Raw genomic sequence first — 26,037 nt, 5'->3', positions numbered from 1 at the left:
ACGTATTTTCCGTCGGTGGCCTGGCCGCCGTTGTAGAGGACGGCGAGGTCGTCCTTGCCGTCTCCGTTGAAGTCGCCCGAGACGGGTTTGCTCTTGGACCAGTCGAAGGATCCGGAGCTGGTCCAGGTGGTGGTGGGGTTGTTGAAGGCGGTGCCGGTGCTGGTGAAGGTGAAGGCGAGGGTGACGTATTTTCCGTCGGTGGCCTGGCCGCCGTTGTAGAGGACGGCGAGGTCGTCCTTGCCGTCTCCGTTGAAGTCGCCCGAGACGGGTTTGCTCTTCGCCCAGTCGAACGAACCGGAGCTGGTCCAGGTCTTCTTCGGCGCGCCGAAACCGCCGCCGTTGCTGGTGAACGTGAACAGACTGGAGACGGCTCGGCCGTCGGCGGCCGTCCCGCCGTTGTACAGGACGGCGAGGTCGTCCCTGCCGTCACCGTTGTAGTCGCCCGAGGTCAGCTTGCTCGACGCACCGGTGAACGAACCCGTGCTGGTCCACACCTTCTTCGGTGCGGCGAATCCGGTGCCGTCACCGTAGAACGCGAAGAGCGACGCCCGGTTGGTGCCGTCGGGGTCCGCGCCGTTGTCGTAGAACGCGGCGATGTCCTCCTTGCCGTCACCGTTGAAGTCCCCTGAGGCGACCTGGGGATCCTTCGGCAGACCCCGGACCTGCTCGACCCACGCGGTGATGTCGTCGAGACGGGTCTCGACCGCACCGGCACGGGTCTCCTCGGAGCCGAGGCACCCGGCCTGCCAGGACGCGCTGTGCACGGCCACGAGTTCGGCCCCGCCCGCCGACTCGCGGAGCGCCGGACCGCCGGCGTCGCCCTTGCAGACGCTGCCGCCGTCGCGGGTGACGGAAACGGTGGTGGCCCCCGTCCGCGTCACCGTGAACGCACCGGCGTGCGGCCGGTCCGGGACCCAGGTGTCCGCGGTACGGCCGTAGCCCACCGCCTGGAGCGACTCGCCCGCCGTGGGACCGGTGGCGGCGAGCGGGACAGGGGCGATGTCGGTCACCGGTGTGGCGAGCTTGGCCATCACCAGGTCGCGGTCCGCCCGGGGCACCAGCGTGGTGATCCCGACGGTCCTGCCGCCGGTGCCGTCCGGATCCGCACGCCCGATGACCGCCGTGGCCTCCTCCGCGGGCGCTCCGGCCGGAATCGGGAAGGCGGGCCGGCCGGCGGCCGCGAAGCAACTGCTCGCGGTGAGGACGTACTGGGCGTCGACGAGGGAGCCGGTGCAGGAGCGACCGGTGCCGCCGTCGCCTATCCGGATCTTCACGGTGTAGGCGTAGGCGTTGTCGGGAACCGCGTCACCGATGAGCGCCTGGGCGGGGGAGACGAGGGTGAGGGCGCCGGCCGTCGCAGCGGCCAGGGCGATGGTCCGCGTGCGGAGGGTGGGTCTGAGCATCGATCTTTTCCTCATGGAGTACGGGGGCCTCGCCGAACCGGACAGCGGGGCCCTGATGCCGATGGACGGATGGCGTCGCGGAATTTTGAGGCACGGGCGCGTGCCGTGCACGGCAGGTTCTTCCGCGAGCGATGCGTCACCTGGTGGCGTGGATTTCCATGAGCGTGTGGTCGCGGTGCTGCGGGTCCGCGGATTCACCGACCTGTGTCCAGCCGTTCTTCACGAGGTCGAAGGACACCTCGGAGTTGTCGACCGTCATGTCGACCTTCGTGTTGTAGTTGTTTCCCTTGATTCCGTAGACGCGGTCGAGCTCCAGCGCGAGATAGCCGGTCGCCCCCGTGACTTCGAAGCAGAACGTGGGCTGACTCCGGGACCAGACCTCCATCTGCGCCGGGTCACCCGAGCATTCGGCCAGGGTGATGTGTCCGTCCCCGCTCTTCAGGCGGATCCCCTGTTCCGCGAGAATCTTTTCACTGTCGGGGTATGCGAAATCCTCGACGGCGTAGGGCGGCGTGTCCTCTGTCTCCGCCGCCGAGGACGTTCCCACCCCGGTGAAGGCCAGAGCGGCGAAAGCGCCGGCCAGCGAGATCATTCCGATCGCGGTGTATTTGCGTCTCATGAAGTGACCATTTCTGTGAAAGTGCCTGCGGCGCACCCGGCGGCAGAAAAATCGCATGGGTGTAGGGACGCCGAAATGGGCCTGCACAGACCCCCCCGCCAGGCAACGTCAAAGTTGACACCCCTTCCTATCACCTGATGTGCGCTCTTCCGCAAGGCTGTTGTTGCTTTTCGTCACCCGGTGCCGTTGGCGGCCCGCGCCGGGGCAGGGGTGTTCGGTGGGATAGTAACCGCTTTCTCTCGAATGCCCAGTGTGCCCGGTGTCGCACATTCCTTACTGGGGGGCAATTCGGACGTGTGCGATCCGCATGCTTGCGGATTCGGTTGCGGGTCTGGCACGTTAAAGGGCGCCTGACGAAGGCGCCGGAAGTTATTTCGGGGGATTACCGTGTGGGGGGAATTGATAGTGCTCAGTCGTGGTGCATCAAGACGTGACATGGCCGATTTCGGTCCTTCGCGCAGACGATTTCTGACGTTGGCCGTCGCCGCGACCGCGGTGTCGGTCGTGGGTACGGGGAACAGCCGGGCGTCCACGCGGTCCGGCGGGGACGCGGGGGGCGATGGCCGGTCCGAGGCCGTCGACGCGTGGAACATCGGCGGCCGGGCGGTGCGTACGGAGGCGCAGAAGGCGCTCTCCGGGACCGAGGCCGCGCTGACGGCCTTCCTCACCACGGGACTGGCCAGGGCGCGGACCGAGGACGAGCGGGTGGCCGTGCTGGAGACGCTCAACTACGCGGGCACGGGGGTGCGCGAGCAGGCCCAGATCGCGCTGAGCGGCACGGACGCCGATCTCCACGAGTTCGTCACCAAGGGCTATCAGCTGCCCCTGGCCGACGACAGGCGTGTCGCGGTCCTGACGGTCCTGGGGGGCGGGGGGACCGCTGTCGTCAGTGCGGCGAACAAGGCCCTGAACGTCGGTACGCAGGCAGCCCTGGAGGCGTTTCTGCAAGAGGGGCAGTTCACGGCGCGTCAGGAGGACGACCGGGTCGAGACCCTCTCCATGCTCTCCGGCGCCGGGCCGAATCTGACGCTGGCCGTCAACCGGGCCATGAGCGGCACCGCCGCCGACGTGACCGAGTTCCTGGAGAAGGGCCAGCATCTCGCGCGCGCCAGGGACCAGGAAAAGCTGACGATAGATCAGCTGGTGGTCCAGGCGGAGACGTCGGGCAAGCGCGCGCACACGGCCACCCTCGAGGCCAAGGAGGCTTCCGATCGAGCCGAAGCGGCCTCCAGGGAAGCGAAGAACGCGGCCCTGCTGGCGGCCAAGGAGAGCGAGGAGGCCAAGGACGACGCCCTCAAGGCGTCCCGGGCCGCCGGGCGGGCAGCGGACGCCGCGAACGGCGCCGCCGCGGCGGCACGTACGGCGGTGGCCGCGTCGCGCACAGCGATCTCGGCCGCCCGTACCGCGGCCGGCGCCGCCCAGGCCGCGGCAGCCGCGGCCGCCACCGCGTCGCAGGCCTCGGTGCGCGCCTACCGCGCGGCTTCGGCCGCCTCGAAGGACGCGGGCCAGGCCAAGGCCGCACGCGACGCCGCGGTGGTCGCGCGTGACACCGCGGCCAAGGCCCGTAAGGCCGCCGCGGCGGCCGCGGCCGCCGCCGACGCGAGTGCCCAGGCGGAAACGTCCAGCGCGGCCGCGGCGCGGGCCGGCCAGAACGCGGCCGCCTCCGCCAACGCCGCCGCCCAGGCGGCGTCCGCCGCCGGGGTCTCCCAGGCGCAGGCGAAGCGCGCCCGTGAAGCGGCGGCGCTCGCCACGAGTGCGGCGAACACCGCGACGGCGGCGGCCGCCAGGGCCGGATCCCTGGCGAAGCGGGCGGCCGCCGCCGCGCGCGAGGCCAACAAGGCCGCCAACGGCGCCGCCACGCACGCGGAGGCCGCGGCGAAGGCGGCGGAGGACGCGGCTGATCACGCCGGAGAGGCCCAGGACTGGGCGAACGTGGCGACGACGCAGGCCAACAAGGCGCTCGCGGCCGCCACAGACGCGGCGAGCGCGGTCGCGCAGGCGCAGACCGTCGCCGGGCTCGCGCGGGAGACCGAGGCCGCGCAGATCGCGGAGGACCGCGCCCTGGCCATCGAGATGGCCAAGCAGCTCAAGAAGGAAGACGCGGAGTACCAGGTCCAGATCGAGCGCATCCAGACCCAGAAGGAGCTGACCGACCAGGAGACCCGTGACCTGCTCGCGCGGGCCGAGGCCGAAGACGACGTCACCCGGGCGGCTGTGCTGGGCCGCCAGGCCGCCGTCAACCTGATGGACGACGCCGGCACCTGGACCCGTCAGGCCGCGCAGGAGGCGTTGACCGGTGACGACCCGGCGGTCGTGGACTGGGTCAGGACCAAGCACGGCCAGGCCGGTGGGCTCGACGACCGGGAGAAGGTCCTCACGCTGGCCCGTGCCGGAAAGGCTGTGCTGGCCGACGCCGCGCAGCGTGTCCTTGCCGACGGGCGGCAGCAGACGGTCACCGACTTCCTGACCACCGGCGCTCTGGCCGTACAGATCGACGACTACCGGATCAAGGCCCTCAGGACCCTCGACGGGGCGGGAAGGTCCGTGACCGCCGCCGCCAACGCGGCCCTCGACGACGGCAGTGTCGAAGCCCTGCACACGTATCTGCTGACCGGCTACGCGCGAGCCAGGACCGAGGACGACAGGGTCACGACGCTCTCGGCCCTCGGCGGAGCCGGCCCGAACGTCGAATCGGCGGCCAGGGTCGCGCTCGAGGGGCCGCAGTGGATGCTGGAGCGTTTCGTCAGCTCCGCCCGCCACAAGGCCCAGCAGGCCGACCAGGACACGGCCACCCACGTGGCGGCCATCCAGGCGCAGATCGCCAGGGCGGCGGGCATCGCGTGCGGCGCCTACAAGGAGGCCGCGGAAGCGGCGAAGGCGGCCGCCGAAGCCCGTGGCGCCGCCGCCGAGGCCAGGGAATGGGCCACCAAGGCGGCGAACTCCGCGACCGAGGCACAGAACTACGCCAACGACGCCGCCAGGTCCGCGACCCAGGCGGACGCGGCGGCGTCCGCGGCGGCGACCTCCGCCAAACAGGCGTCGGACGCCGCGTCGGCCGCCCGCTCCGCGAGCCGGCAGGCCAACTACTCCGCCAACCAGGCCATCGCTTCCGCGAACACAGCGGTATCCGCCGCGGCCAGCGCCCAGGCCTCGGCCAACCGCGCGTACGCGGACGCCGTGGCGGCCGGCAAGAGCGCGAGCGAGGCCCGGGCGGCGGCCTCCGAGGCCAGGACGACGGCCGCCCGGAAGCGGCAGGACGAGGTGGCCGCAGAGGCCGCGAAGGCCGCACAGCAGGCGAAGGAGAACGCGCAGAACAACGTCGATCCGGCGAACTCCTCCGCCCACGACAACGTGAACGTCGAGCAGATCAGACAGGAGGAGGTGGAGAATGCCGCGGACGCCGCCACGTACACGGCCAGGATCAGCGCGGTCCTGGGCGGAGCCGCAGTGGTCGCCGCCTTCATCCCGGGTGGTCAGTTGCTGGCAGGGGGACTGGCCGGAGCGTCCCTCGTGTTCGCCGGAGTGAGCGCCTTGTACAACGCCAAGGCGTACGGGTGGGGGAGTTCGGAGTTCTTCACGGCCACGGCGGGCATAGCGCTGACGCTCGGGCTCGGCGGCGTGGGGAGTCTCGCGGCGGGCTCCATGGTCAGCAACGTGGGCAAGGCCGCGGTCAAGGGAGCCCATGACACGGTCGCTTCCGTCGTGGGGTGGTTCACGGCCTGACCGGCGAGGGCCGCGAGGGCATTCCTCGCGGCCCTTCCACGGGCGGGCCGCGAGAGGCCGCCGGACCCGCCGCTCCGGTGGCTGTCCGCCGCCGCCCGGTACGCGGTGACGGTTCCGGCCATGCCCACCAGGACGCACAGGAGCCTCGTCCCGGGCCGCCGGCGGCACGTCGAGCGCTGCTCCGTCCTGGTGCACGTCCTGGACACCGCGGACCTGTTCTGCCGGTGCCCGTGGTTTTCCTCGGGCACCGACAGGCCCCGCGCGGGGACACCGGCCGGTCCGGACGCGTCCCCACGGTGATGCTTCCGGGCTCCGGACCCTGTGGGCAGCGGCGTCCCGGCAGCGTTCCTGGGCCTCGCCGTCCACCGCATCGCGCATGGCCCGTGCCGGACCGCCCGCCTTCCGAGGGCCCGGCCCGACCGGGGGCCGCAGCCGCGGCACGACCCGGTTTGACCCCCCCGCACCCCGCCCCGTAATCTTGACCCTCGGCGTGTTTCCGTGCGCCTACCCCCTGAGCACATCCCTCCCGGTGATCCGTCCCCGGGGGAGGCCGCTCATCCTTCCGGACTGTCGTGGGCCCCGGCCCGCGCGGGCGGCTGGCATCAGGGGATCCGTTCCGAGTGAGAGAGAGATCCGCGTGTACGCCATCGTGCGCAGCGGTGGTCGCCAGCACAAGGTTGCTGTCGGCGACATCGTCGAGGTTGACAAGATTTCCACCGCCAAGGTTGGCGACACGGTCGAGCTCTCGACCCTGCTCGTGGTCGACGGCGACGCCGTGACCAGCGACCCGTGGGTGCTGGACGGCATCAAGGTCCAGGCCGAGATCGTGGACCACCACAAGGGCGCGAAGATCGACATCCTTCGCTACAAGAACAAGACGGGCTACCGCCGTCGCCAGGGTCACCGCCAGCAGTACACGGCGATCAAGGTCACCGGTATCCCCGCGGCTGCGAAGTAAGGGACTGAGGAGACATGGCACACAAGAAGGGCGCATCGTCCACTCGGAACGGGCGCGATTCCAATGCTCAGCGGCTCGGCGTGAAGCGCTTCGGCGGTCAGGCCGTCAACGCCGGTGAGATCCTGGTCCGCCAGCGCGGCACCCACTTCCACCCGGGCACGGGCGTCGGCCGTGGCGGCGACGACACGCTGTTCGCGCTGACCGCCGGTGCGGTGGAGTTCGGTACGCACCGTGGCCGCAAGGTCGTGAACATCGTTCCCGTCGCTGCCTGATCCAGGCAACGGCCGAACGGCACAGCACCTTCCGAGGGCGGATCTCAGCTTTCCCGGCAACCGGGGAAGCGGGTCCGCCCTCGGCGCGTTACGTCAAGAGACATTCCCGTATTTTTCCGCAGTACCTGGAGGCCCCACCATGACCACCTTCGTGGACCGCGTCGAGCTGCATGCCGCCGCGGGTAACGGAGGCCACGGCGTGGCCTCCGTACACCGTGAGAAGTTCAAGCCGCTGGGCGGTCCCGACGGGGGCAACGGCGGGCGCGGCGGCGATGTGATCCTCGTCGTCGAGCAGTCCGTCACCACGCTCCTCGACTACCACCACCACCCCCACCGCAAGGCCACGAACGGCCAGCCCGGCGCGGGGGACAACCGTTCCGGCAAGGACGGCCAGGACCTCGTGCTGCCCGTCCCGGACGGCACCGTCGTCCTCGACAAGGCCGGCAACGTCCTCGCGGACCTCGTCGGCCAGGGCACCACCTTCGTCGCCGGCCAGGGCGGCCGCGGCGGTCTCGGCAACGCCGCGCTGGCCTCCGCCCGCCGCAAGGCGCCCGGCTTCGCTCTGCTCGGCGAGCCGGGGGAGAGCCGGGACATCGTCCTGGAGCTCAAGACCGTCGCCGACGTCGCCCTCGTGGGGTACCCGAGCGCCGGCAAGTCCTCGCTGATCTCGGTGCTCTCCGCCGCCAAGCCGAAGATCGCGGACTACCCGTTCACGACCCTCGTCCCCAACCTGGGCGTCGTCACCGCCGGCTCGACCGTCTACACCATCGCGGACGTCCCGGGCCTGATCCCGGGCGCCAGCCAGGGCAAGGGCCTCGGCCTGGAGTTCCTGCGGCACGTCGAGCGCTGCTCCGTCCTGGTGCACGTCCTGGACACCGCCACCCTGGAGTCGGACCGCGACCCGGTCTCCGACCTCGACATGATCGAGGAGGAGCTGCGGCTGTACGGCGGCCTCGAGAACCGCCCGCGCATCGTCGCCCTGAACAAGGTCGACATCCCGGACGGCCAGGACCTCGCCGACATGATCCGCCCGGACCTGGAGGCGCGCGGCTACCGCGTCTTCGAGGTCTCGGCCATCGCCCACAAGGGCCTCAACGACCTCAGCTACGCCCTGGCCGGGATCATCGCCGAGGCGCGGGCCACGCAGCCCAAGGAGGAGTCGACCCGGATCGTCATCCGCCCGAAGGCGGTCGACGACGCCGGCTTCACCGTCACGGTGGAGGACGACGGCATCTACCGCGTGCGGGGCGAGAAGCCCGAGCGCTGGATCCGCCAGACCGACTTCAACAACGACGAGGCCGTCGGCTACCTCGCCGACCGGCTCAACCGGCTCGGTGTCGAGGACGCGCTCCGCAAGGCGGGCGCCCAGGCCGGCGACGGCGTGGCCATCGGCGCCGAGGACAACGCGGTCGTCTTCGACTGGGAGCCGACGATGGCCGCCGGCGCCGAGATGCTCGGCCGCCGGGGTGAGGACCACCGGATGGAGGCCCCCCGCCCCGCCGCGCAGCGCCGCCGCGAACGCGAGTCGGAGCGCGACGACGCACAGCGCGAGTACGACGAGTTCGACCCCTTCTAGACCCGCGCGCACCGGGCGCCCCCGCACGGCGGGGGTGCCCGGATTCACAGAGAACTGCCAGGTGACGGGCCGTTGGCGGCCCAGGATGTGCGGATTACGTAACGCGTCTGTGGAGTCCGTCACTCCGGGTACCCGCGTGTGAGGGCCCAATCTGCCTGGCCAGGCGGTGAACGACGGGTTTCCCAGGAGTGAGTGGCGGTAAACGTCCGCCTTGCGAGACGGTCACGGAGAGTGCGACCATCACACTGTTCCCCCCTGTCATCGCAAGGTAGGTCGTCTGTGTCTGTGCCGCATGAAGCCAAGCCCCGGACCACCGCAGTCGTGCTCGCCGGCGGGACCGGTCAGCGAGTGGGACTGTCGATCCCCAAGCAGCTGCTGAAGATCGCCGGTAAGGCAGTCATCGAGCACACGCTGACCATCTTCCAGAACGCCGAAGGCATCGACGACGTCATCGTGCTGATGGCGCCCGGCTTCGTGCCCGACGTCGAGAAGATCGTCGCCAAGGCCGGGCTGACCAAGGTCGTCAAGATCATCGAGGGTGGAAACACCCGGAACGAGACCACCGAGCGCGCCATCGCCGCCCTCGGCGAAGGGCTCGCCGAGGGCGAGGACCGCAACGTCCTCTTCCACGACGCGGTCCGTCCGCTCCTGTCACAGCGCGTCATCAAGGACTGCGTCGACGCCCTCGACCGCTACCAGGCGGTCGACGTCGCCATCCCGTCCGCCGACACGATCATCGTGACCCGGACCCACGGCGAGGACGGCGAGTTCATCACCGACGTCCCGGACCGGTCCCGGCTGCGCCGCGGCCAGACCCCGCAGGCGTTCAAGCTGTCCACCATCCGCAAGGCGTACGAGGTCGCGGCGGGGGACCCGAACTTCCAGGCCACGGACGACTGTTCGGTCGTCCTGCGGTACCTCCCCGACGTGCCGATCTACGTCGTCGCGGGCGACGAGTACAACATGAAGGTGACGCAGCCGGTCGACGTCTTCATCACCGACAAGCTCTTCCAGCTCGCCTCCACCGCCGCGCCGCGCCAGGCCGACGAGGCCGCCTACCGTGACCTGCTGTCCGGCAAGACCCTGGTCGTCTTCGGCGGTTCGTACGGCATCGGCGCCGACATCGCCGCGCTCGCCGAGCAGTACGGCGCCAGCGTGTACGCGCTGGGCCGCTCCACCACCGGTACGCACGTCGAGAACCCGGAGCACATCGACGACGCGCTCTCCAAGGCGTACGCCGAGACGGGCCGCATCGACTACGTGATCAACACTGCGGGCGTGCTGCGGATCGGCAAGCTGGCCGAGACGGACAACACGACGATCCAGGAAGCGCTGAACGTCAACTACCTGGCGCCCGTGCAGATCGCCCGTGCCTCGTACAAGTACCTCGCGGAGACCCAGGGCCAGCTGCTGCTCTACACCTCCAGCAGCTACACCCGGGGCCGCGCCGAGTACAGCCTCTACTCCTCCACCAAGGCCGCGATGGTGAACCTCACCCAGGCGCTGGCCGACGAGTGGGCCGGCGAGGGCATCCGGGTCAACTGCGTGAACCCGGAGCGCACCGCCACCCCCATGCGGACCAAGGCGTTCGGCCAGGAGCCGGAAGGATCGCTGCTCTCCTCCGAAGCCGTGGCGCGCACCTCGCTGGACGTCCTCCTGTCCGCGATGACGGGCCACGTCATCGACGTACGGCAGCAGGACCCGACCCGTGACGTCACCGAGGCCTCCGGCTTCGAGCAGGCGCTGGCCTCGGTTCTGGACCGTCAGGAAGATGTGTAATAATTCTTGACAAATGTACTTTTACGGGCCTCTGGGTTCACCTTTCGGTGGACCCAGAGGCCCGAGTGCGTGAAGCCGCATCTTCACATTTCCCTCTATACGTGAAACAACCGGCACCCCCTGGAGCAGGTTCTTCGTGATTTCGACAGCCATTCGCCTGGCCCGTGTGGGCAGCCGGTCAGAACTGTTGGCAGCAATACTGATGACGCTGGGTTACCCCTGCGTCATGATCGCCGCTCTCCTCCCTGATATCTGGTTCTTCGCGGCGGCCACGGCTGTCACGTACGTCGCCGACTGGTATCTGCACCAGCGCGGCAGCTATCTGGTCAACCGGCTCGGAAAGGTGCGGGCGGGACTGCCCATCCGCTTCCTGCTGCGCCAGCTGATGATCATCCTGCTCCTGGCACGGCTCGACCTCGCCGAGGAACCGCTCTTCTACGCGACGGTCGCCTGCTTCCTCCTCTTCTACGGCCTCCAGGCCCCGCACGGCGCGCTGACGACCCTGATCCGGCTGCGCCGCACCCTCCCGATCGTCACCCGGAACGTGGACCTGCACGCCGTCCGCATCCCCGACGCCCCGCCGCACGCGCTGCTGCACCGCTCCAGCGAGAAGATGCTCCACCTGGACCTCCCCGCGGTCGCGGGCGTCCTGGTCGCCGCGGGCACGGGCGAGGACTACCTCGCGTTCCTCGGCGCCGGGATCACGCTGCTGCTCGCCGTCGCCTACAACGCCCTGCTCATCCCGTACCTGCGCCGGAACCGGCGGGCGCCGTCCGCCCCCGCCGTGCTGAAGGCCCTGGACACCTGGCTGAGCGAGTACCAGCCGACCGTCGTGCTGTACTTCTCCGGCTCCAACGAGTCCGCCTACCAGGGCAACATGTGGCTCGACACGATGGCCGCCGTCGAGGGCCGCCCGCTGATCGTCATGCGTGAGCGCAACCTGGTCCCGCAGCTGGCGGACACCTCCGTGCCCGTGGTCTGCGTACCGGCCGGCACGCACCTGATGAACCTGAACCTCTCCACCGTGCGCGTGTGCCTGTACCCGGCCAACGTCGGCAAGAACATCCACATGCTCCGCGTCCCCACCATGAAGCACGTTTTCATCGGCCACGGCGACAGCGACAAGCTGGCCAGCGTCAACCCGTACTCCAAGGTGTACGACGAGGTCTGGACGGCCGGCCGTGCGGGCCGCGACCGCTACGCCCTGGCCGACGTCGGCATCCGCGACGAGGACATCGTCGAGGTCGGCCGACCGCAGCTGGCGCCCATCGAGAGCTGGACCGGCACCACGAGGAACCCCATCCCGACGGTGCTGTACGCCCCCACCTGGGAGGGCTGGGACGACAACCCCGGCAACACCTCGCTGCTGCTGGCCGGCGAGAACATCGTCCGCCGGCTGCTGAAGGCGGACAGCCCGGTCCGGGTCATCTACAAGCCGCACCCCTTCACCGGCATCCGCAGCGCCAAGGCCAGGGCCGTCGACACCCGGATCAAGGCGCTGATCGCCAAGGCCGCGCAGGAACGCGCCGCCGACCCGCGCTGGACGAAGGAGGCCGCGACGGCCGCCACCGCGCAGGGCGCCGCCAAGGCCGAGCTGGTCCACCTGGAAGCCCGTCTGGCGGAGCTGGCGAAGCCCGGCAGGGCCGGCGGCGACGAGTCGGAGGAGTCGCGGGTCGCCCTCGCCGACCCGGCCCGCCAGGCGGAGATCGCCACCCTGCGGGCCGAGTGGAACGACGCCTACTGGCGCTCCTTCGGCTGGTGGGAGCACAAGACGGTCACCGGCGCGCAGCCGAAGCTGTACGACTGCTTCAACCAGTCCGACGCCATGGTCTCGGACATCTCCAGTGTGGTGTCCGACTTCATCGCCAGCGGCAAGCCGTACGCGGTCACGGACTCGGCCCAGCTCGGCGTGGACGAGTTCAGGCGCCAGAACACCGCCGTGCGGGCCGCCGTCATCCTCTCCAACGGCGCCGACGAGATCGGTGAACTGCTGCGTGCCGTCGCCGACCCGGCGAAGGACCCGCTGGCCGGGGCCCGGCACGAGCTGAAGACCTACCTGCTGGGCCCGGACGAGCCGACCTCCATGGAGCAGTTCAACGCCGCCGTGAAGGCCCTCGCCGCCAAGGCCGAGGCCCGCAACGCGGGCGTCGCACAGCGTGTGGGCGAGCAGGTTCCCGCGCCGCTGCCCGACTCCGAGTCGGCCTCCAGCGGAGCCGGGGACGGAGAGGCGGAGATCGTCGCCGAGGCCGAAGCCGCTGCCGATCCCGACGTACCGGCCCCGGACGCCGACGCGGAGATCGGCGCGGGCCCGTCCCCGATCCGCTGACCCCGGGTGTCCGGCCGGCGGCGCGAAGTGACGACGGTGGCCGGATCCGGAGCTGACGACCAGGTGTAATCCAGCCGTCATCCAGTTGTTCGAAAGTCGTCCGGTCCGAGACGCAACCTACCCGGCGGCCCGTCCGTCTCCTCCTCCGGGAGGGGAACGTACGGGCCGTTCGGCGTGTCCGTACACGGAGCACGCCATCTGTCGTCGTTCTATCGTCTCTCCTGATTAATACGTATATGTGTGAACCGGGGAGAGATGAGCAGCAGCGCACCGGATGTGACCGTCATCATCGGCGCCTATCAAGCGATGCCCTACCTGATCCGCTGCCTGGAGTCCGTCGAAGCACAGACCCTGCCGGCCGATCGCATGGAGATCGTGGCCATCGACGACGGGTCCACCGACGGCACGGGGGAGTACCTGGAGAAGTTCGCGGCCCGGACGGCCATCGACATGCGCGTCGTCCGCCAGGAGAACTCCGGCGGCCCCAGCGGCCCGCGCAACCGCGGCATCGGCCTCGCCCGCGGCAGATACGTCTTCTTCCTCGACGCCGACGACTACTTCGGCGAAGAGGCACTGGAACGCATGGTCGCCATGGGCGACCGGGCCGGCACCGACGTGGTGCTCGGAAAGGTCGTCGGCGTCAACCGCGGCGCGGCGAAGTCGATGTGGAAGGAGACCGTCGAGCGGGCCGATCTGTACTCCTCCAACATCAAGTTCACCCTGAGCGCCCAGAAGCTGTTCCGCCGGGACCTCCTCGTGCGGCTCGGCATGACCTTCGACGAGAGCCTCAAGACCGGTGAGGACGCGCTCTTCACCATGGAGGCGTACCTGCGCGGCAACGGCGTCTCGGTCGTCGCCGACTACACCTGCTACTACCTGGTGGGCCGGGACGACGGCAAGCACGTGACGAAGAGCGGCAGCTACGTCCTGCGCTTCGACTCCGCCCGCGCGCTGATGGCACTGATCACCGAGCACGTGCCCCCGGGGCCGAAGCGGGACGTCCTGATGGTCCGCCCCTTCGTCATCACCCTGCTCCCGCAGTTCGGACCGGCGCTGCTGCGCCAGTCCGACGAGGTGCGGAAGCGGAAGATGGACCTGGCGGCGCCGCTGCTGGAGAACCACTGGTCACCGGGCGTGGCCCGCCGCCTGAAGGTCAACGAGCGGCTCCGGCTGATCTGCATCTCGAAGGGCCGCCTGGACCTGCTCCTGGACATCCTGCGGTTCGTGAACGACAAGGAGAAGCCCAGGGCGGTCCGCAAGGGCCTCCGGGGCCGCCTGTACCTCGTCTACCCCCACTTCGGCGAGGGCCCGGAGCTGCCCCTGTCGGCGTACGAACTGACCGTGCCCGAGTGGATCGGCGGCAAGCGGATCGACGTGCCGGGGCGCCAGTCCCCGGCCGCCTTCCTGCGCCGGCTGGTGGGCAAGGCGCGCAGGACCGCCCGGTCCGCGGGGCTGCACATGCCGCGCCGCGCCCACAAGGTCTGAGGCAGGGGCAGGGCGGCGGACGTGCGATCCCTACTGCTCGGGGCGGAGCAGCCTCCGGACGGGGCGGCCCACCACGCGCCGGGCGCGCCGGTAGGCGGACGTCCCCTCGCCCGCCTGCACCTTGATGCCGACCGGGCCGGCCTTCTTCTCGAGCTGGCCGCGCAGCTGGGCGTTCTGCGTGGCCAGCTCCTCCATCCGGCTCTGCATCCAGCTGAACCGGCTGCTCAGCGAATCGGGGTCGGTCTCGGTCCACGGGCGGACGGCCGGCGGAAGGGCGAGCTTGGACACCTGTGCGTCGAAGGCCTTCCCCCGGTCACCGTGGTCGAAGGTGTTCTCCAGGCCGTTCTTCTCCATGAAGCCCGTGAAGCGCAGGAAGCGTTCCTTGTGGCCGTTGACCAGGTCGCCGAAGTCCGCCGCCTCGTACAGCTCGGCGGGGTCGATGTTCTTGGGCGTCTCGGAGATCTTGCGGTGCGGGATGCCGAAGTACCGGCAGAGCTCCAGGGTCCGCGAGTCACTGCACAGCACCGTGCTCGGGACGCCGGCGAGGAGCGCCGCGATGTTCCCGTGGATGCGCGAGCCGAACGAGTAGTCGAAGGCGCGCAGCTCATCTATCCAGGTCCGCGGATCGACGTAGAGCCGGACCTTGCCCTCCCGGTACATCGGGTGCGACGGGTGGGTCGGCATCGACGTCTGGGCGCCGATCGGGTTCGGCGTCTCCCGCCAGTGGAGCAGCTGCGCCTCCAGGAGGTTCTGCCCGACGAAACGCAGGTTCGGGTAACGCTCGTGGGCCTGCCGGATCATGGCGTCGAGCCCGTGCGAACGCACCGCGCTGTGCGATCCGTTCACGGAGATCAGGGAGTCCCTGGTCAGCGACTCGGACTTCCTCTCCAGGGTGAACGTCTCGCCGTTCATGAACATCGAGGGGCATCCGATGACCTCGACGTCCCGGAAACCCATGTCCTTCAGGTACTGCTCGGTGAACTCGCCGCGCACGCCGATGGACGCGCTGCGGTCGAGCACCTCGGTGACGAACTCCCTGACCGTCGGCTCCATCGGCTTCAGCCGGGCCGCGTCGTACCTGAGGTCGGCCTGCGCGCCGACACCCAGGACGACGACGGGGATGCGCAGCTTCTTGATCAGCTGCGTCATCCGCTTCAGGGGCCGCTCGAAGGTCGGGCGGAAGGCGTTCGCGAGAGGCACGACGAACACGTCGTACTCCTCGTTGATGCGCGCGGCCGCCGATGGATCCGTGCGGATGCCGTTCGAGAAGACCTCTGCCCGAGACGTCGTCAGAATCTTGTGCGACGCATCACTGAAGATCAGATTGCCCGCGTTGGTCGCGAAGACATCTCTGTCGAGGGACTGTTCGAGCGAAGCCACATCGAAGGGGCTTTTGCCCGACCTGAGAAGAATGCGCCTCTTGCGGGCCGGTTCAACTGTCACGCGTTAGAGGGTAGCCCGATGAATGGGCGGTGGAGATTACGTAAATGGTCCCATTCGGGGGCATGTCGGAAGGTGACTCGAAGCGGTCGTTCCGTATAAGGGCGCCCACGTGGTGACAGAAGCTGAGACGGCACGGTGTCCGGCCCGCCCCCTCGCGTAGATTGAGGCGAACCGAGCAGGACGACGTGATGGGGACGGACGTACGTGTCAGGGGCAACGGAATCCGAAGGCGCGGCAGCGGAACCCGACAGCGCTCCGCGCACACCGCCCGGTGACGGCGCGGGACGCAGGCCGGGGGTGACGGACGCCCGCAGGATCGTCGTCAAGGTCGGATCCTCCTCGCTCACCACCGCGGCGGGCGGACTCGACGCCGACCGCGTCGACGCGCTCGTCGACGCGCTCGCCAAGGTCAGGAGCGGCGGCGAGCGGGAGATCGTCCTCGTCTCCAGCGGAGCCATCGCCGCCGGCCTCGCCCCCCTCGGGCTCGTCCGCAGACCCAAGGACCTCGCCCGGCAGCAGGCGGCGGCCAGCGTCGGCCAGGGACTGCTCGTCGCCCGCTACACCGCGTCCTTCGCCCGGTACGGCGTACGTGTCGGGCAGGTGCTTCTCACCTCCGACGACACCAGCCGGCGCGCCCACTACCGCAACGCCTACAGCACCCTCGACAAGCTCCTGGAGATGGGGGCCTTCCCCGTCGTCAACGAAAACGACACGGTGGCCACGGACGAGATCCGGTTCGGGGACAACGACCGGCTCGCCGCACTCGTCGCGCACCTCGTCCACGCCGACCTCCTCGTCCTCCTGTCCGACGTCGACGGCCTCTACGACGGCGACCCCAGCACACCGGGCACCTCGCGCATCGCCGAGGTCAGCGGACCGGCCGACCTGCGCGGTGTCACCATCGGCAGCGCGGGGAAGGCGGGCGTCGGCACCGGAGGCATGGTCACCAAGGTCGAGGCGGCCCGGATCGCCACCGCCGCGGGGATCCCGGTCGTCCTGACCTCCGCGAGCCACGTCGCCGACGCCCTGGCGGGGCGCGACACCGGCACGTACTTCCACCGCACCGGGCGCCGCTCGGCCGACCGGCTGCTCTGGCTGGCCCACGCCTCCACCCCGCAGGGCGCCCTCACCCTCGACGACGGAGCCGTGCGCGCCGTCGTCGAGCGCCGCACCTCCCTGCTGCCCGCCGGGATCTCCGGGGTCGAGGGCGAGTTCTCAGCGGGGGACCCGGTCGAACTGAGGGACCCCGACGGCCGGGCCGTCGCCCGCGGGCTCGTCAACTTCGACGCGAAGGAGATCCCCCAGCTGCTCGGCCGGTCCACCCGCGACCTGGCCCGTGAACTGGGCCCCGCCTACGAGCGGGAAGTCGTACACAGGGACGATCTCGTCGTCCTCACGCCCCGCCCGACCCCCTGAAACGGCTGAAAGTCCAGCCTTGGGGCGGAGACCTTCACGAAAACCACCCCACACCCCGCTCCGGGCTGGTCAACTTTGTCACAGGGACACAAAGGGGTCAGCACAGCCACACATTCACAGGAGGCCGCCGGTGAGACGAGCGCGCCCGGGGGCGCCGCCCCGCGGAACGGGCAGCCGTGCCCTGACCAGCGTCGGGGCGGGAGCCGACTTCGTCGGCACGCACACCGACCAGACCCTCGAGCAGAAACCGGTGGTGACGGACGAGGAACTGACCCGCTCCAAGCTGTGGCACATCACCCTCAGCGTCTCCGGCAGCGAGACACCGCTGGCGGAGATCAGGCGCGGACTGGAACAGCTGGCGCACGATCACCCCTTCCTGCTCACCAGCCGGTACGCCAACGACCACGCCGAGATCCGCTACTGGGAAGAGGCCCGCGACCTCCACGACGCCGCCGCCGTCGCCCTGCGGCTGTGGGGCGAGCACCGTTCCAGCGCGAAGCTCCCGCCCTGGGAGATCGTCGGCCTGGAGGTCATCGACCGGGAGACGTACCACCTGCGTGTCGCCGAGGGCTACGGCCCGCCCCCGGCCGCCCCCGTCGGCGTGCACCCGTACTGACCCTGACCCCCGGTGCGGCACGTCGTGCGGACGGGCCGGGGCTGGTCGGTCGTGCTGCGGCCGGGTCCGGGGCCGGGGTCGGCCGTTCGCGCCGGGGTGAACCTGTGCTGATTCCCGGTGCGGCGCGTCGTGCGGACGGGTCGCGGGGCTGGTCGGTCGTGCTGGGCCCGGGGCCGGCCGCGCCGGGGCTGATCGGTCCGGCGGGCGAGGGTCGGGGCGTGATCGATCCGGGCCGACGTGGCCGGACCACTCCGCGCCCGAGCGGGTCACCCCGCGTTCGATCCGCGCTGTGCGTCCGGGGACGGGGCTCGTGCGTCGACGGTCGGGGCTGTGCGGCAGGGATCCGGGCTCGGGGGGCGGCGATCGGGGCTGTGCGTCCGGAGATCCCGGGCTGGGCGTCCCCGGATCCAGGTCATGGGTCGGTGATCACAGCTGTGCGTCAGCGGTCCGGGCTGTGCGTCCCGGGATCCAGGTCGTGCGTCGGTGATCACAGCTGTGCGTCAGCGGTCCGGGCCCTGCGTCAGCCACCGGCGCGGCCGTCTCGCATCACGGGATACGTGCCGGACGCCCGCAGTACGCGCACTACCCTGCGGGCATGACCACGCTTTCGCCGTACGACAACATGTCCCCGGTCGCCCAGGCCGCGTACCGGGCACGCGCCGCCGCCGACGACATCGCGCCACTCCCGCGCGCGGCGAAGGACGACGCCCTGCTGGCGATCGCGGACGCCCTGGAGGTGCGCACCGGCGAGATCGTCGAGGCGAACGCCGAGGACGTCGCGAGGGCCAGGGAGGCGGGGACGAGCGAGTCGGTCGTCGACCGGCTCACGCTCACCCCGGAGCGGATCCGCGCCATCGCCGCGGACGCGCGTGACGTGGCGGCGCTGCCCGACCCGGTCGGCGAAGTGGTCCGGGGCTCCACCCTCCCCAACGGCATCGACCTGCGTCAGGTACGGGTGCCCCTCGGGGTGGTCGGCATCATCTACGAGGCCCGCCCCAACGTGACCGTCGACGCCGCCGCGCTCTGCCTGAAGTCGGGCAACGCGGTGCTGCTGCGCGGATCGTCATCGGCGTACGCCTCCAACACCGCACTCGTACGGGTGCTCCGCGACGCGGTGGGCGGGTCCGGCCTCCCCGCGGACGCCGTACAGCTCGTCCCGGGTGAGAACCGCGACTCGGTGCGCGAACTGATGCGGGCCCGCGGTCTCGTCGACGTCCTGATCCCGCGTGGCGGCGCCTCCCTGATCCGCACGGTCGTGGAGGAGTCGACGGTCCCCGTCATCGAGACGGGCACCGGCAACTGCCACGTGTACGTCGACGCGCAGACCGATCTCGCCATGGCCGTCGAGATCCTGGTCAACTCCAAGGCGCAGCGCCCGAGCGTCTGCAATGCCGCCGAGACCCTCCTGGTCCACAAGGACATCGCCGCGGACTTCCTGCCCCTGGCCCTGGACGCCCTGGCCGAGGCCGGGGTGACGGTGCACGGGGACGAACGGGTGCTCGCGTACGCCGAGGGATCGAAGGCGACCGTCGTGGCGGCGACCCCGGAGGACTGGGAGACCGAGTACCTCTCGTACGACATCGCGGCCGCCGTCGTGGAGTCCCTGGAGTCCGCCGTGGCGCACATCCGGCTCTGGTCCTCCGGCCACACCGAGGCGATCGTCACCACCTCGCAGGCCGCGGCCCGCCGCTTCACCCAGTTGGTGGATTCCACGACGGTCGCCGTGAACGCGTCCACCCGCTTCACGGACGGCGGCCAGTTCGGATTCGGCGCCGAGATCGGCATCTCCACGCAGAAGCTGCACGCCCGTGGACCGATGGGGCTTCCGGAGCTGACGTCGACCAAGTACATCGTCACCGGGGACGGCCACATCCGTTAGCGGACAAGCCGCCGGAGGACGGCGGGGCACCTGTCGGGGACCTCCGGAGCAGCGATCGGTGGACGGTGGGGCAGCCGTCGGCGGGTCTCCGGAGCAGCTGTCGGTGGACGGTGGGGCACCTGTCGGGGGCCTGCGGAGCTGCCGTCGGGGGTCTGCGGAGCCGCCGTCGGTGAGCGGTGGGGCAGCTGCCGATGGGAGCGGCGGGGCAGCCGTCCGCAGTCGGCGGACCAGCCGCCGGCGGTGCGGCGGAGACCGGGGAGCGGACGAGCCCTCGCCGGAGAGTGGACGAGCCGTCGCCGGAGGGTGGACGAGCCGCCATCGGGCAGTGGACGAGCCGGCCGCGGACGCTCGCGGAGGGACGGGCGAGTTTGCGGGCTCTCTGCCCAAAACGTCCCGCCGGGGCTACGCTGAAGCTGTGCCGGACGACGTGGGGGGCAAGCCGTTCCCGGACGGCTGGGAGCCCGACGACGACCGCGGGGGCGCGGACGAGGACTTCGCCTCCGTGGTGTTCGACGAGGACTTCGTCAGGTCCGCCGAGATCCACGAACCCACCGCGGTCGAGCGTCTGCTCGCCGCCGCGCAGGCCCGCGCCGAGGCAGAGGCCGGCAGAGCCCGCTCCGGCGCGAGCGCCGTGGACGACGACCTCTACGAGGACGGATACGGCCCGGACGGCGTGTACGGCCGCGAGAGACCCTTCGGCGGCTCGTACGACCCTGACGACCCCGACGCCTTCCACGAGGACGAGAACGGCCCCTACGGGCCTCATGGCGGCGCTCTGCGCCCCTACCGTGGCTCGGCCCGCTGGCACCGGCCGATCGCCTGGCTGCTCGCCGTGCTGATGGGGATCGGGATGGTGGCGCTCGCCTTCAGCGCCGTGTACCGGGGCTCCGGGAGCAGCCGACAGGACGAGGTGCCACCCCCCGCTACCAGCGGTGTCGGCGTCGGCAACCCAGGGGCGATCCCTTCCGTCTCCGCCGAGCACTCGCTGCCGGCCGTGTCCGCGGTTCCCCGCACGCCCTGAGTTTCCGGGCCTTCCCTTCCTTCGGGGCCCTCCCCCTCCCCCGGCCCCCGCCCCTCCCCGGCCCCTCCACCTGCGCGCCGCCTCCCCGCCGGGCGCCCTCTCGGCCGCGCTCCACCTGCGCTCCCACCTGCGGCGCGTTTACCTTGATGAGGATCGACCCACTCTGAAGGTATGACCGTGTGATCCCTCGTTCCGTCCCCGTCCCCGGGGAGAGGGCCAGCCACTTGTCCATGTGTCGAACCCGTGACGGACAGGTCCGCCCGATGCCAAGTGGCTGAGGCGGATCCCAGCGCCAGCCCCCGCCGGTGGCGCGGAGATCGGGAGAAGTCATGACAGGCCGTGGAGAACCGCCGGAAGGGCCGCCCGACAACCCCTCGGGCTGGGACGACGAGTACCGCTCACTCGTCTTCGACGAATCGTTCGTCCGCGCTGCCAGGCTGCAGGAATTCTCTGCCAAGGAGCGGATGGGCCGGCACGCCCGCGCCGTGCGCTCCCTCCCGGGACGGGGCACCCGCCGACGCCGGTCGAGGGCCGGTATCGCCCTTGTCGTGCTGATCGCGCTGGCCTTCGCCAGCGCCGTCTACATCGGCTTCCGCAACCCCTACCCCGCACCCGTCGGCAGGAGCGCCGAACCGCTGCGGTCCACAGTGATCCCGCTCGCCCCCGAGGGCACCGTCCCCGGGGGCACCGCCGAGTCCCTCCTCGCCGACGGCCCCGCCGCGGGCTACCGCTCGGGCGCCGCAGGCATCAACCTGCCGCCCGTCCGGCGGACCGAGAACTTCTCGGACAGCCAGGTGACCATGGCGCTCACCACGGCCAAGGACTACCTGGTGGACTCCTCCCTCGACCCCGACGTACTCACCGGCGGGGTGGTCAGACCGGTCGGACGGCTGCTCGACCCCGACCAGACGGCGCAGTTCGACCGGAGCATGGACGCACCGGCCGACGACGGCCGGCACAGCGCCGCCGGCTGGCTGGTGCGCTTCGACCCCGCGGAGGTGGAGCTGGCCGACCCCGACATCAGGGTCCAGGGCACCCTCACCTACGCGGAGGCGGGCGCGGACACCCTGGAGGTGGTGTCCGACCACACCTTCACGTACGCGCTGCGGCCCGCCGCGGCCGGCCCGCACCCGGTCGACGGTGCTTCCCTGTTCACCGTGCGCCGAGTCGTGCACTTCCTGTTCGACCGCGAAGACATCCGGCTGCACCGGCTCGAGGTCCGCAGTGCCTACGTCCAGGCCGGTCCTCAGTCGTGCTCGGCCGGGACGACAGGGACCCTCCACCCCCTGCTCGCCGGCGAGCGGGCGGACACCGAGGGCCCCAGAGGCACCGACCCGTACGCCACGGGAGTGCCCGCGGCGGCGCTCTGCGGGAAGCTGACCCTCAGGTCCCCGACCCAGGGTCCTCCTCAGGGCCCGGACGCCTCCAGGTCCCCTCGGAGCCGTCCGTAGAGTCCGTCCCCGCCGGACCGGCCTTGCCGCTCCTGCCCGTGCCGCCGTCCCCTCCGCCCGTGCTCCCGCCGCTCCCGCCGGTGAACTTGTCCCGGAGCTTGCCGCCCAGGTCGCCGGCGCCGCCCGCGATGTCGCCGACCAGCTTCATCAGCGGGTCCTTGCTGGTGCGCACCGTGTCGGCGTAGTGCGCCGCGGACTCACGGAAGGAGTCCGTGACCGAGGTGTTCCTGTCCTCGTCCCGCTTGGGGTAGTGGCCGTCCATGATGCGCTGGAAGTCCCGGCTCTCCGACCACTTCTTCAGCTCCGCCGCCCGGACCGTGGTGAACGGATGCGTCCGGGGCAGCACATTGAGGATCTTCAGCACCGAGTCGCGGAGATCGCCGCTCTTCTCGTACTCGTCGGCCTGGGCGAGGAAGGCGTCCACGTTCATCTCGTGAAGGTGGTTGCCGCCCGCGATCTTCATCAGGCCGCGCATCGAGGCGTGCAGATCCTGCCCCACCAGCAGCCCGGCCCGGTCGGCGGACAGCTCCGACTTGCGGAACCACTCGCGCAGCGCCGTCACGATCGCCATGATCGCGACGTTGCCGAGCGGGATCCACGCCACCTTGAGCGCGAGGCTGGTCAGGAAGAGCAATATCGTGCGGTACACCGAATGACCGGAGAGGGCATGGCCCACCTCGTGACCGACGACGGCCCGCATCTCCTCCTCGTCGAGCAGCTCCACCAGCCCGGTGGTCACCACGATGATCGGCTCGTCGAGGCCGATACACATGGCGTTCGGCTGCGGATTCTGCGTCACGTACATCGGCGGGACCTTCTCGAGGTCCAGGATGTAACAGGCGTCCCGCAGCATGTCGTTGAGGTGTGCGAACTGGGCGTCGCTCACCCGGACGGAGTCCGACAGGAAGAGGAGCCGCAGACTCCGCTCAGGAAGCAGGCCGCTCAGAGCCTTGAACACGGTGTCGAAACCGCTCAGCTTGCGCAGGGCCACCAGGGCCGAGCGGTCCGCCGGGTGTTCGTAGGTCCGTGAGGAGATGTCCGGGAATCGCCTGCGGTGCCTGCTCGGCACGCTCTCGTGGCCGGTGTCGGTCATGGATGCCCCCTGTTCGTACGAGACGTTGCTCGTCCCCCTGACAAAAGCCAGCGTATGTGCTGGCGCTACGGTGTGCGGGGGGCTGTGGATAACTTTGAGGAGCGCCCGGAATGCCGCATACCGCCTTCATGCTCGCCGCCGTGTCCGAGGACCAGGGGCCGGGCAACACGCTCCGCGTCGTGCTGCTCGTGGCGCTCGTCGGAGCCGCCCTGCTCGCCTGGTTCCTGCTGCGCGGATACCGCAACGACGACAACAACGACTGAGTCGGCGTGAGCGTGCCCGTGAGGCCCGCATACGATGTGCCCGACGTCTCCCTCCTGATTCCCGATGGATAGGTCCCGCAGAAGATGAGCCTCTCGAGCACCGCGCACCAGCTGGTCACCCTCGCCTCAGAAGGCGAGCAGGGTGGTAACCACGACAGCCTCAGCCCGTACCTCACCGGCGGCGGCGCGCTCCTCGCGCTCCTCCTCCTCCTGTGGATCACCACCCGCTTCAACCGCGACCGCTGAGGCGGAGGCGAACAGGCGAACAGCTGTACCAGTAGGGTCTGCACGCATGGGAGAGCAGGAAGTGCCTACCGGCCGCGGCAAGCGCCGACTCGGCGTGATGGGCGGGACGTTTGACCCGATCCACCACGGACACCTGGTGGCGGCCAGTGAAGTGGCCGCCCACTTCCACCTGGACGAGGTCATCTTCGTCCCGACCGGGCAGCCCTGGCAGAAGAGCCACAAGCAGGTGTCCCCGGCCGAGGACCGTTACCTGATGACCGTCATCGCGACGGCGTCCAACCCGCAGTTCTCGGTCAGCCGCAGCGACATCGACCGCGGTGGACCGACGTACACGATCGACACCCTGCGGGACCTGCGCACCGCACACGGCGACGCCGACCTCTTCTTCATCACCGGCGCCGACGCCCTGTCCCAGATCCTCACCTGGCGGGACGCCGAGGAGCTCTTCTCGCTCTCCCACTTCATCGGCGTGACCCGCCCGGGGCATCTGCTGACGGACGACGGGCTGCCGAAGGGCGGGGTCTCGCTGGTGGAGGTGCCCGCGCTGGCGATCTCGTCCACGGACTGCCGTGCCAGGGTCGCCCAGGGGGAGCCGGTCTGGTATCTGGTGCCGGACGGTGTCGTCCGCTACATCGACAAGCGCCAGCTGTACCGCGGCGAATGAGCCACGGAGAGGGGCACCTGTGAACGACCGACAGAACCCGTACGACCCGTACCAGCAGCCGCAGATCATCGGCTACGACGAGTACGGGCAGCCGGTCTATCAGCAGCAGGGACAGCAGCAGGGGCAGGGACAGCAGCACTACGACGGAACCCAGCAGCAGTACGACCCGTACGCCCAGCAGCCTCAGCAGCAGCCCCAGCACGACGGGCAGGCGCAGCAGGGCTACGGCTACGACCCGTACGCCGGGGCCCAGCAGCAGTACGACCCGTACGCCGGCCAGCAGGCCCAGCAGGCCCAGCAGGCCCAGCAGCCCCAGCAGGGCTACGCGTACGACGGCGGCTACGGCGCGTACGGCTACGACACCGGTCAGCAGCCCGCCGTCGACGACTCGACCCAGCAGTGGGCCGCCGCCCCGGCCGCCCCTGCCGCGCCGACAGCCGCCGCGCCGCCACCGGTGCCCGCGCCGCGGAGCGACCCGGAACCTCCGGCCGAGGCCGCCGTTCCCGGACCGCGCCGAGCCGACCGCGACCCCGGCACGGAGGAGTTCTCCTTCATCGAGGAGCCCGACGAGGACTCCGAAGACGTCATCGACTGGCTGAAATTCACCGAGTCCCGCAGCGAGCGGCGGGAGGAGGCCCGCCGGCGCGGGCGCAACCGGATGGTCGCGCTCATAGTCGTCGTGGCCCTGGTGGTCGTCGGCGGAGCGGGCTACCTCTGGTTCGCCGGAAAGATCCCCGGAGTCTCCGGCGGGGACGAGCAGAACACCGCGACGACGGGGCCGCAGAAGCGGGACGTCATCGTCGTCCACCTGCACAACACCAAGAAGGGCGGCACCTCCACGGCGCTGCTCGTCGACAACGTCACCACGGGCCAGGGCACCACCGTCCTGCTCCCCAACTCGCTGGCCGTGGCCGGTGAGGACGGAACCACCACCACGCTCGGCAAGTCCGTCGACGACGACGGGTCCACCGGCACCCGTGAGGCGATCGACACCCTGCTCGGCACCAGCATCAGCGGCACCTGGCGCCTCGACACCCCGTACCTCGAGAACCTCGTCGAGCTCGTCGGCAACATCGAGGTCGACACCGACACCGCCGTCCCCGACACCAAGAAGGGCGCCTCGCCCCTCGTGAACAAGGGGGAGGGGCAGACGCTGAGCGGTCCGATGGCCGTCGCGTACGCCACCTACCAGGGCGAGGGCGAGCCCGAGGCCAACCAGCTGACACGCTTCGGCCAGGTCATGCGCAGTGTGCTGCGCAAGCTGTCCGAGGACCCCAAGGCCGCGACCGTCACCATCGAGACGCTCGCGCAGATCCTCGACCCGTCCCTGCCGGAGCAGGACCTGGGCGCCTCGCTGGCCAAGCTCGCCGGGCACGCCAAGGTGGGCGACTACAAGACGGAGCTGCTCCCGGTCCAGAGCGACGGAACCCTCACCGAGAAGGCCACCGAGAACGTCGTCAAGGACGTCCTGGGCGGCAAGGTGAAGGCCCCGGACCAGGGCGCGGCGGTACGCGTCGGCATCAAGAACGCCACGGGTGACACGAAGGGCACCGAGTACGCCAGGGTCCAGCTCGTCAACGGCGGCTACGCCTTCGTCGACAGCGGCAAGGCGGATTCCACGCCGTCGTCCGAGGTGATCCACGGGACCGCGGAGGACAAGGCGAAGGCCGTCGAGGTCGCGAAGACACTGGGGCTGCCGGAGAGCGCGGTCAAGAAGGGCGACCCCGCCGCGAACGCCGATGTCTCCGTCGTCCTCGGACAGGACTACAAGATCCCCGAGCAGACCTCGTGAGCACGGCCGAAC

20 protein-coding genes are annotated in these 26,037 nt (G+C 70.4%); 16 read left to right on the top strand and 4 right to left on the bottom strand.

Annotated elements, in window-relative coordinates; all coding sequences use genetic code 11:
• On the bottom strand, window positions 1-1,403 hold a 1,403-nt coding region (locus tag ACFVS9_RS10015; RefSeq protein ID WP_389931294.1), incomplete at its 3' end, for a trypsin-like serine protease.
• A 136-nt stretch (window positions 1,404-1,539) separates the two neighbouring features.
• Window positions 1,540-2,022 carry a hypothetical protein gene (locus tag ACFVS9_RS10010; protein WP_389931293.1) on the bottom strand — a complete coding sequence of 161 codons (483 nt, stop codon included), beginning with the start codon at window positions 2,020-2,022 and terminating at the stop codon, window positions 1,540-1,542.
• A gap of 435 nt (window positions 2,023-2,457) precedes the next feature.
• On the opposite strand from ACFVS9_RS10010, the gene ACFVS9_RS10005 reads away from it, so the two are divergent.
• From ACFVS9_RS10005 to ACFVS9_RS09975, 7 genes are all read left to right on the top strand, one after another.
• On the top strand, window positions 2,458-5,745 hold the full coding sequence (locus ACFVS9_RS10005; RefSeq protein WP_389931291.1) for an ALF repeat-containing protein: 3,288 nt from the start codon (window positions 2,458-2,460) through the stop codon (window positions 5,743-5,745).
• A gap of 637 nt (window positions 5,746-6,382) precedes the next feature.
• Window positions 6,383-6,703 (top strand): 50S ribosomal protein L21, encoded by a 321-nt coding sequence (gene rplU / locus ACFVS9_RS10000; protein WP_015577124.1) that lies wholly within the window; start codon window positions 6,383-6,385, stop codon window positions 6,701-6,703.
• A gap of 14 nt (window positions 6,704-6,717) precedes the next feature.
• Window positions 6,718-6,975, top strand: a complete 258-nt coding sequence (rpmA, locus tag ACFVS9_RS09995; protein WP_014045902.1) for a 50S ribosomal protein L27 — start codon at window positions 6,718-6,720, stop codon at window positions 6,973-6,975.
• A 139-nt stretch (window positions 6,976-7,114) separates the two neighbouring features.
• A complete protein-coding gene (gene obgE / locus ACFVS9_RS09990) occupies window positions 7,115-8,551 on the top strand; it encodes a GTPase ObgE (RefSeq protein WP_383113292.1) in 1,437 nt (478 codons plus the stop codon).
• A gap of 279 nt (window positions 8,552-8,830) precedes the next feature.
• Window positions 8,831-10,330, top strand: a complete 1,500-nt coding sequence (locus tag ACFVS9_RS09985) for an SDR family NAD(P)-dependent oxidoreductase (protein WP_383113291.1) — start codon at window positions 8,831-8,833, stop codon at window positions 10,328-10,330.
• Between the two features lie 226 nt (window positions 10,331-10,556).
• On the top strand, window positions 10,557-12,656 hold the full coding sequence (locus tag ACFVS9_RS09980; RefSeq protein WP_389931289.1) for a hypothetical protein: 2,100 nt from the start codon (window positions 10,557-10,559) through the stop codon (window positions 12,654-12,656).
• Window positions 12,657-12,911: 255 nt separating this feature from the next.
• Window positions 12,912-14,141 (top strand): glycosyltransferase family 2 protein, encoded by a 1,230-nt coding sequence (locus ACFVS9_RS09975; RefSeq protein ID WP_383113289.1) that lies wholly within the window; start codon window positions 12,912-12,914, stop codon window positions 14,139-14,141.
• Window positions 14,142-14,171: 30 nt separating this feature from the next.
• Here the strand turns inward: ACFVS9_RS09975 and ACFVS9_RS09970 are convergent, their stop codons facing one another.
• A complete protein-coding gene (locus tag ACFVS9_RS09970) occupies window positions 14,172-15,584 on the bottom strand; it encodes a polysaccharide pyruvyl transferase family protein (RefSeq protein WP_383113288.1) in 1,413 nt (470 codons plus the stop codon).
• A 297-nt stretch (window positions 15,585-15,881) separates the two neighbouring features.
• Here ACFVS9_RS09970 and proB point away from each other — a divergent pair, with 297 nt between their 5' ends.
• The 5 genes from proB (at window position 15,882) to ACFVS9_RS09945 (ending at window position 21,967) form a co-directional block, all read left to right on the top strand.
• Complete coding sequence (proB, locus tag ACFVS9_RS09965) at window positions 15,882-17,000, top strand: glutamate 5-kinase (protein WP_383113287.1); 1,119 nt, start codon at window positions 15,882-15,884, stop codon at window positions 16,998-17,000.
• Between the two features lie 130 nt (window positions 17,001-17,130).
• Window positions 17,131-17,616, top strand: a complete 486-nt coding sequence (locus ACFVS9_RS09960; protein ID WP_383113286.1) for a hypothetical protein — start codon at window positions 17,131-17,133, stop codon at window positions 17,614-17,616.
• 595 nt (window positions 17,617-18,211) lie between these two features.
• Window positions 18,212-19,495 carry a glutamate-5-semialdehyde dehydrogenase gene (locus tag ACFVS9_RS09955; protein WP_383113285.1) on the top strand — a complete coding sequence of 428 codons (1,284 nt, stop codon included), beginning with the start codon at window positions 18,212-18,214 and terminating at the stop codon, window positions 19,493-19,495.
• Window positions 19,496-19,910: 415 nt separating this feature from the next.
• Window positions 19,911-20,516 carry a hypothetical protein gene (locus ACFVS9_RS09950; RefSeq protein WP_383113284.1) on the top strand — a complete coding sequence of 202 codons (606 nt, stop codon included), beginning with the start codon at window positions 19,911-19,913 and terminating at the stop codon, window positions 20,514-20,516.
• Window positions 20,517-20,845: 329 nt separating this feature from the next.
• A complete protein-coding gene (locus tag ACFVS9_RS09945) occupies window positions 20,846-21,967 on the top strand; it encodes a hypothetical protein (RefSeq protein ID WP_389931287.1) in 1,122 nt (373 codons plus the stop codon).
• On the opposite strand, the gene ACFVS9_RS09940 is transcribed toward ACFVS9_RS09945, so the two are convergent.
• Window positions 21,900-23,060, bottom strand: a complete 1,161-nt coding sequence (locus tag ACFVS9_RS09940) for a M48 family metallopeptidase (protein WP_389931286.1) — start codon at window positions 23,058-23,060, stop codon at window positions 21,900-21,902. The genes ACFVS9_RS09945 and ACFVS9_RS09940 overlap by 68 nt on opposite strands.
• A gap of 110 nt (window positions 23,061-23,170) precedes the next feature.
• Between ACFVS9_RS09940 and ACFVS9_RS09935 the strand changes: the two genes are divergently transcribed.
• The 4 genes from ACFVS9_RS09935 (at window position 23,171) to ACFVS9_RS09920 (ending at window position 26,025) form a co-directional block, all read left to right on the top strand.
• Window positions 23,171-23,323: a hypothetical protein gene (locus ACFVS9_RS09935; protein WP_383113281.1), complete on the top strand. Its 153-nt coding sequence runs from the start codon at window positions 23,171-23,173 to the stop codon at window positions 23,321-23,323.
• Window positions 23,324-23,407: 84 nt separating this feature from the next.
• Window positions 23,408-23,569: a hypothetical protein gene (locus tag ACFVS9_RS09930; protein WP_383113280.1), complete on the top strand. Its 162-nt coding sequence runs from the start codon at window positions 23,408-23,410 to the stop codon at window positions 23,567-23,569.
• Window positions 23,570-23,615: 46 nt separating this feature from the next.
• Window positions 23,616-24,233 carry a nicotinate-nucleotide adenylyltransferase gene (gene nadD, locus ACFVS9_RS09925; protein ID WP_383113279.1) on the top strand — a complete coding sequence of 206 codons (618 nt, stop codon included), beginning with the start codon at window positions 23,616-23,618 and terminating at the stop codon, window positions 24,231-24,233.
• A gap of 19 nt (window positions 24,234-24,252) precedes the next feature.
• Window positions 24,253-26,025 carry an LCP family protein gene (locus ACFVS9_RS09920; protein ID WP_389931285.1) on the top strand — a complete coding sequence of 591 codons (1,773 nt, stop codon included), beginning with the start codon at window positions 24,253-24,255 and terminating at the stop codon, window positions 26,023-26,025.
• Window positions 26,026-26,037 lie beyond the last annotated feature (12 nt).

This window comes from Streptomyces sp. NPDC058008 (genome assembly GCF_042886395.1).
In the GTDB taxonomy this organism is placed as follows: domain Bacteria; phylum Actinomycetota; class Actinomycetes; order Streptomycetales; family Streptomycetaceae; genus Streptomyces.
The sequence above is the reverse complement of the archived record's forward strand: the minus strand, read 5'-3'. Positions and strand labels throughout refer to the sequence as shown.

Excerpts from the sequence above, each read along its gene's own strand:
- ACFVS9_RS10010 (WP_389931293.1), bottom strand. The coding sequence starts at position 2,022 with ATGAGACGCAAATACACCGCGATCGGAATGATCTCGCTGGCCGGCGCT.
- ACFVS9_RS10005 (WP_389931291.1), top strand. The coding sequence starts at position 2,458 with ATGGCCGATTTCGGTCCTTCGCGCAGACGATTTCTGACGTTGGCCGTC.
- rpmA (WP_014045902.1), top strand. The coding sequence starts at position 6,718 with ATGGCACACAAGAAGGGCGCATCGTCCACTCGGAACGGGCGCGATTCC.
- obgE (WP_383113292.1), top strand. The coding sequence starts at position 7,115 with ATGACCACCTTCGTGGACCGCGTCGAGCTGCATGCCGCCGCGGGTAAC.
- ACFVS9_RS09980 (WP_389931289.1), top strand. The coding sequence starts at position 10,557 with ATGATCGCCGCTCTCCTCCCTGATATCTGGTTCTTCGCGGCGGCCACG.
- ACFVS9_RS09975 (WP_383113289.1), top strand. The coding sequence starts at position 12,912 with ATGAGCAGCAGCGCACCGGATGTGACCGTCATCATCGGCGCCTATCAA.
- ACFVS9_RS09955 (WP_383113285.1), top strand. The coding sequence starts at position 18,212 with ATGACCACGCTTTCGCCGTACGACAACATGTCCCCGGTCGCCCAGGCC.
- ACFVS9_RS09945 (WP_389931287.1), top strand. The coding sequence starts at position 20,846 with ATGACAGGCCGTGGAGAACCGCCGGAAGGGCCGCCCGACAACCCCTCG.
- ACFVS9_RS09940 (WP_389931286.1), bottom strand. The coding sequence starts at position 23,060 with ATGACCGACACCGGCCACGAGAGCGTGCCGAGCAGGCACCGCAGGCGA.
- ACFVS9_RS09935 (WP_383113281.1), top strand. The coding sequence starts at position 23,171 with ATGCCGCATACCGCCTTCATGCTCGCCGCCGTGTCCGAGGACCAGGGG.
- ACFVS9_RS09930 (WP_383113280.1), top strand. The coding sequence starts at position 23,408 with ATGAGCCTCTCGAGCACCGCGCACCAGCTGGTCACCCTCGCCTCAGAA.
- nadD (WP_383113279.1), top strand. The coding sequence starts at position 23,616 with ATGGGAGAGCAGGAAGTGCCTACCGGCCGCGGCAAGCGCCGACTCGGC.